This window comes from Pseudomonadota bacterium (genome assembly GCA_034660915.1).
In the GTDB taxonomy this organism is placed as follows: Bacteria; Desulfobacterota; Anaeroferrophillalia; order Anaeroferrophillales; family Anaeroferrophillaceae; genus DQWO01.
This window is the reverse complement of sequence record JAYEKE010000006.1, coordinates 1-6,362: the sequence shown is the minus strand read 5'-3', so window position 1 is coordinate 6,362 and position 6,362 is coordinate 1. Positions and strand designations below refer to the sequence as shown.

Sequence of the window (6,362 nt, the reverse complement as noted above, 5' to 3'; positions counted from 1 at the left end):
CGGAACGGGAGCCGGTGGCCAGGAAAAAAATGGCGGCTTTTTTTGATTCTGAGGCCAGTCCTACCAGTCCTAAGGATCTTGCTGATGAAAGTCTGAATGCCGCTGGAAAATCATTGTTGCCCGAAACGGAGAAACATTTGAAACGGGTGGCGGTTAAGGTTCAGGTTTACAAACTACCTCCTGAGCCGGTGACTGAGAAACAAGCTTATAACGGTGGAGGAACGAAGGCAGAAATTTCCAAAGCGGTTGAAACATCCCCTGAAGCAGTGGGGAAACAAGATATAGAGCAAGATGATAAAAACGAAAACAATTTGGTGAAAGGTGGTAAGGTTATGAGTGAACAAGAACAGGTGGTTCAACAAACTGAGTCCGGTGGTTCCAATCTGGTGGGATTTGTAGCTTTGTTTGCGGCGATTGCGGCGCTGGTCTTGGTGTGGTTTTATGCCTCAACTTCAACCGGTTCTCCATCGGTATTGAATGGATTGCAGAAAAGCCAAGTCGATCTGGCGCAGAAGATTGATGTTTTGGAAGCCAAGGTTGATGCCTTCGAAGCCAAGATGGAGGCGGCTGAGAAGGAAAAACTGGCAAAATCAGTCAATTCTTCCATGGAAGCCCTTGATGAACTGGCTGCTACTGCTGATCCGAAAACCGCGGCAATGCTGAAGAAAATGAAGGCTGAGATGGAGCAAATGGTTACTGAAGTCAAGTAGCGATATCCATTTAGTCCATTGTCTGTTAAAAAAGGGTGATCTTCTGATCACCCTTTTTTTGTGATGGCTGCACCCTGCGGCCAATACCGCTATGAGCCAAGCCCGAACATCCTGCTGATATGTCCCTGGCAATGTAACTTAAGAAAGTTGAGATGGTGACTAATGTAATTTTTGGTAGGCATCCGTAATGCGCTGATGGATGTCCATGAACCGGCCGGGAATGAAATGGTGTGTTCCCAAAGATTTCAGCGGGGCTAATTCCATCAGCGAACTACTTAAAAAACCACCCTGGAATTGTGAAATATCAGCCGGAATCAGACGATCTTCCCTGCAGTCAATGCCGACTTGTCGGCAGCAGTCAATAATTGCCCCGCGGGTAATGCCCGGTAACAGTCCTGCTTCAACCGGTGGGGTGACAATGAAATTATCGCCGACCAGAAACAGGTTGGAAAAAGTTCCTTCGCACAATTCTCCATTCTGATTGAGAAAAATTCCTTCATCAGCACCTTGCTGGTTCGCCATTTTTCGCCCATAGATATTTTCCAGGTAATTCATGCTTTTAATCTGTAATAATGGATTTGCCGCATCCCTTTTCCAGGGTAGAATGATGGCCTGCATCCCCTGCTGCCGGTTCTTGATTGCCTCCATATCAAGGGCTGTTGCCTGGACAACGCAGGTGGGGTTGCTTGGCTCTTGTCCCCGACTGATCATGATTCTGGAGATGCCCGGGGTGTTTTGCAGGTGATTGCGTGATCCCAGGTGGGAAATAATATCCGGCAGTTTTTCAATTATCTCCGGTTTGGTAATGTTCAGCAGTTTCAGTCCCTGTTCAAGGCGTTGTTGATGGAGGTCAAGCATGAAAGGGATCCCCTGGTATAAACGGATGGTTTCAAAAATACCATCCCCGTACATGAAGCCGGGATCAAAGGGGGAGATTGCCGCCTGGGTTGCGGTCATATAGCGATTATTAAGAAAGATGACCGGGTCCTTCATTCTTTGTTCGTTTTCCCCAGAGTCTTCAGAAAGGATTCGGCCTTGGTGATGGTTTCCTCATATTCCAGATGAGGATCAGAATCGGCAACAATTCCACCACCTACCTGGAAGTACAGAGTATTTTGATGATGAACAGCCGTTCGGATGGCAATATTTAAATCAATGTCACCGGAAAAATCAAGGTAACCGATTGAGCCGGTATAAACACCGCGGCAGCTGGGTTCCAGCTCATCAATGATTTCCATGGAACGAAGTTTCGGTGCCCCGGTAATGGATCCTCCGGGAAAAGAATTGACAATACAATCCACGGTGCTATGTGTCGGCTCAATCCGGGCGGCTACTGTCGAGACCAGGTGATGGACATTGGCATAAGATTCGACAATTTCCATTTCAGGAACATGCACGGTTCCGTACTGGGCAATCCGCCCCAGGTCATTTCGCTCCAGATCAACGATCATAATATGTTCAGCCTGGTCTTTGCCGCTGTTGATCAGCTCCTGCCGTAATTGCTCATCAATTTCGGGGCTTCCCCCCCGGGGTCTGGTACCTTTAATCGGTCGGGTTTCAATATAGTCATCCTTAATGAGCAGATAGCGCTCCGGTGAATTACTCATGATGATATGATTATCGGTAACCAAATAAGCGCCAAAAGGTGCCGGGCTCAAAGTTCTGAATTTACGGTAAAAATCCCGGGGGTTGCCGGTAAACTCAATGGCAAATCGTTGGGAAAGGTTGACTTGGTAAATGTCACCGGCAGCGATATATTCAAGGATCCGTTTGACTGCCTCAATGTAGTGATCATAGCTGAAATTTGAACTTTTTTGATTAAAAAAAACGGGGACAGACCCCGTTTTTTCGGGATAGCGTAAAACACAGGTCTGCCCTTTCCCACCGAAAAAATGGGGTCTGTCCCCGTTTTTTTCATTTTCAATGAGCTTCTCCAGCCAATTGAGTCGCGTGACAGCTCGCTTTTTCCTGGTATTTTTATCATCAAAAGGTAATCCTGTAGAGATGATAAACAATTTTTGTTTCAGGTGGTCGATGGCTAGCAGTGCGTCATAAAAAGAGAGAAAAGCGTCCGGCATCTGCAGATCGTTGATCGTCGTCTGGGGGAATTTTTCAATGAGATGGCCCAGTTCATAACCAAAATAACCAACCGCTCCGGCCTCAAAAGGCAACTCAGTCGTTTTGGAACGCTGCCAGTGGGACATGAGATTATCCAGTAAGGGAAAAAGTGCTTGATTGCTGATTTCTCTGGTGCCACGCAGGCAATCGACAACAGTTGTTTGTGATCCTTGAGTGATGATCTGGTAAAAAGGATCCGCTCCCATAAATGAAAAACGTCCCAGCTTATGGTGATCCATGCCGGAATCAAGCCAGAAAGGATAGGGGGCATTGTTCAGCCGGGAAAAAATTTTATCAGGATCAGTTTTCAGGGATAATTCTTTTATATACATCTGTCCAGGATGAGGTATGGGGTTTGCGCTTCACGGTATACGGTTTACGGCAAAAGGTTGGAGACTGTCAAGGAAAACCGGAGGGTGATTTCAGTGGCCATTGCTGCATATAAATTTTACAGCCCGCTGCCATAACCGTCAGCAGAAGAATAAGAAGATAAGGGTGGCGGGCATATATCGTTGGGCTGATAGTCGGATAAATAATGGCTTCCAGCTGCCCACGTTTGCCCAGCGGCAGTTGTTTGATGATCTGTCCATCCGGGCTGATGATGGCGGAAATACCGGTGTTGGCACAGCGCAGCAGGTAGCAGCGGTTTTCCATCGCCCGCATCCGGACATTGAGTAAATGCTGTCGTGGTCCTGAACTGATACCAAACCAGGCATCGTTGGTGATATTGACCAGAAATCCGGAATCTTTCGCCATGGACCCGGCGACAAATTCCGGAAAAATGCCTTCAAAACAGATGGACGGGACCAAAGAAAAATTGTCCAGGTCCATAGGTTTTTGCGGGCGGCCGGCGGTAAAATCCGCTCCTGGAACCATTTTGCCGAGAAAAGGAAAATAGTCTGCCAGGGGGGTGAATTCACCAAAAGGCACCAGCTTTATTTTGTCATAGCCGGCAATCAATTTGCCGCCGGGAGAAAATAACAGCGCGCTGTTGAAGTAATGATGTTTCCCCGCACTGTCTGTATCATATTGCGGGCTGCCGGCCAGCAGATAAAAGTTACCCTGACGGGTTAAGGTTGAAATCCGCTGCCGGAATAATGGGGCATCCTGGAAAAAATCGGGTAGTGAGGCTTCCGGCCAGATTACCAGATGTGGTATTTCTGAAGTTGAAGTTGCGGCGCTTTCCAGGCTCATCTCTTCCAGGAGGGTAAAATTTCGTTGACGATAGGCGGGATTCCATTTTTCTTCCTGGGGAATATTTGGCTGGATGATGGAAACCTTAAGCGGCAGAGACTTGTCAAGGCTGGCAATTCCGGTATGACTTGCCGCCAGCAGGAGAAAATACAGAATGGGAACTGCCAGCAAAGTTGCTATCCGCCGGATCATAAAATGATTGTTATCCTGATTGAAAATCAGGGAATAAAGCGCCAGATTGGTAGTGATAATAACAAAAGAAAGACTGTAAACACCTACATAGGGAAGGAGAAGGGTGAAAGGGGAGCCGGGAGAAAGCGCAGTTCCCAGGTTATGCCAGGGAAAGCCGACAAACAGGTTGCCCCGCAGCCATTCCAGCAGGGTCCAGCAGGAAGCCAGGAAGAGGATGGAAACCCATGAGACAGGAGGGTTCTTGGCCAGTAAAAAGCTGAAAAAACCGAAATAGAGTCCCAGGTAAATGGCCAGTAAAGCCATTATCACTAAGGCAATGGGGATTGGCAGGGCGGAAAAATTACGGATGGAATTGGTAATCCAGAATAAGTTGAGGTAGTAAAAGGCGAAACCGGCGATGATTCCCTGGATAAAGGCCCGCCCGGGAAGTTGAGTCCGTACCGACCAGCACAGGGGGATGAAGGCAAACCAGATGCAGGGCCAGAATCTTGAGGATGAAAATGCCAGGTGCAGTAACAATGCGGTGCAGAGGGGGCCAGGGAGGATGAAAAATAAACGGGGGGACATGACCCGATTTATCTTTATCAAATCGGGATCGTGTCCCCCGAACGGTTTAACGGTTTTCCGGCGGGGAGACTGATTCATCGGCAGGTTTCGGCAGGGAGCTGATTCTGACTTTTTTTACCCGCCGTTCATCCGCATCGGTTACTTTGATGCTGATATTTTTATAGGTGATTATTTCTCCGACGGCGGGTATTTTACTGAAAAGGTAGATGACCAAGCCGCCAATGCTTTCAAATTTGCCCCGATTGTCCACTTCAATATTGAACAGGTCTTCCAACTCTTCGATTTCGGTTTTTCCGGCAACCAGATAGGATCCATCCTCCTGGGGGAGAATATTTTTTACTTCGTCGGCTTTCTGGTCAGCATCTTCCTCGTAAATTTCACCAATAATTTCCTCCACCAGATCGCTTAAGGTGACCAGGCCGGAAGTGCCGCCATATTCGTCCACGGCAACGGCAATATGGATGCCTTTTTTTCGCATTTCATGGAGCAATTCCTGTATCTTCTTGGTTTCCGGAATAAAATACACCGGTCGAATGATTTGCCGGGCAGTTATTTTGTCTAAATCTTCCTGGAGATATTTCAGCATGTCTTTAGCGTAAAGTATGCCGATAATATTATCAAGATTATCTTCAAAGACCGGGTAGCGGGAAAAACCCCGTTCGTTTATTGTCGGGATGATTTCCTGCAGGGAAGAATCAGCGTTGATGGCAATGAAGTCAGTTCGGGGGATCATGACCTCCTGAACCCGGATGTCTTTCAACTCGATAATGCTGCTCAGCATTTCGTGGGTGTCATCGGCAATGACTCCGGCTTCCCCGCTGGTATTAATGATTTCCTGGAGGGCCTCTTCTGTTAGTGGTTGGCTGTTGTCTTTTTTAAGCAGTCTTTTTAGCCGGTGCAGGAGTCCTGTGTCGTTATCCATGGGATTCTACCGCTCATTATGGATGGAATATGGGTGCAGCGATGGATGTATCTTAAGAGTCAACTTTCTGAGTTATGAAAAAAGAGCTTGAAAAAATTTGTTTTAAGGATATTCCGGCATGGCTCTCGCTCATTCTCGCTACACATCGTGTGCAGCTCCGAGGTGCCCGCCGCGAATCACCGTCGTGGTGATTCGTTCGGCGGTCAATGCCGCCTGCCTGTCGGCAGACAGGCTATGAGCCAAGCCCGAATATCCTGATAATGTCTCCTGGCAACACAAGTCAGAAAGATGAGTTAAGATTAATCTGATTTTTGGTAGGGGAAATATAGCAAAAGCATTATCTAAATACAAGTGGGGATTGTCTTTGTATCGGCTAAGTTAGCGCTTGTCAAAGGGGAACGAATTGGGGTAGAAATGAGGAGAGATGATTTGATCAATATTATACCTAAACTGAGCGATTAGCCTTTAGCGGTTAGCTATTAGTTTAATAATTACAGGATGTTTTGCTATTACAAACGTAAACATTCGACTGCGTTTTCAGAAAAGATAAAAATACTCTCACAGAGGCACAAAGTCACAGAGAACCCGAGTCATTTGCCCTCTGTGACTCCGTGTCTCTGTGAGAAATAATAAAAATTTGTCAATCTATAGACAAAGTC

General features: G+C 47.0%; 5 protein-coding genes. 1 reads left to right on the top strand and 4 read right to left on the bottom strand.

The features are described 5' to 3' along the window. The coding region (locus U9P07_00295) for a hypothetical protein (protein MEA2107848.1) at nucleotides 1-710 on the top strand (710 nt) is incomplete at its 5' end. A gap of 159 nt (nucleotides 711-869) precedes the next feature. Here U9P07_00295 and U9P07_00290 read toward each other — a convergent pair. The 4 genes from U9P07_00290 to U9P07_00275 all read right to left on the bottom strand — a co-directional run bounded on the left by U9P07_00290 (nucleotide 870) and on the right by U9P07_00275 (nucleotide 5,703). Continuing rightward, nucleotides 870-1,703, bottom strand: a complete 834-nt coding sequence (locus U9P07_00290) for an aminotransferase class IV (GenBank protein MEA2107847.1) — start codon at nucleotides 1,701-1,703, stop codon at nucleotides 870-872. Then, nucleotides 1,700-3,160 carry an aminodeoxychorismate synthase component I gene (gene pabB, locus U9P07_00285; protein ID MEA2107846.1) on the bottom strand — a complete coding sequence of 487 codons (1,461 nt, stop codon included), beginning with the start codon at nucleotides 3,158-3,160 and terminating at the stop codon, nucleotides 1,700-1,702. Before pabB ends, U9P07_00290 begins: the two co-directional genes overlap by 4 nt. A 67-nt stretch (nucleotides 3,161-3,227) precedes the next feature. Continuing rightward, a complete protein-coding gene (gene lnt / locus U9P07_00280; GenBank protein ID MEA2107845.1) occupies nucleotides 3,228-4,859 on the bottom strand; it encodes an apolipoprotein N-acyltransferase in 1,632 nt (543 codons plus the stop codon). After that, nucleotides 4,828-5,703 carry a hemolysin family protein gene (locus tag U9P07_00275; GenBank protein ID MEA2107844.1) on the bottom strand — a complete coding sequence of 292 codons (876 nt, stop codon included), beginning with the start codon at nucleotides 5,701-5,703 and terminating at the stop codon, nucleotides 4,828-4,830. Before U9P07_00275 ends, lnt begins: the two co-directional genes overlap by 32 nt. Nucleotides 5,704-6,362: the final 659 nt, after the last annotated feature.

Excerpts from the sequence above, each read along its gene's own strand:
- U9P07_00290 (MEA2107847.1), bottom strand. The coding sequence starts at position 1,703 with ATGAAGGACCCGGTCATCTTTCTTAATAATCGCTATATGACCGCAACC.
- pabB (MEA2107846.1), bottom strand. The coding sequence starts at position 3,160 with ATGTATATAAAAGAATTATCCCTGAAAACTGATCCTGATAAAATTTTT.
- lnt (MEA2107845.1), bottom strand. The coding sequence starts at position 4,859 with ATGAATCAGTCTCCCCGCCGGAAAACCGTTAAACCGTTCGGGGGACAC.
- U9P07_00275 (MEA2107844.1), bottom strand. The coding sequence starts at position 5,703 with ATGGATAACGACACAGGACTCCTGCACCGGCTAAAAAGACTGCTTAAA.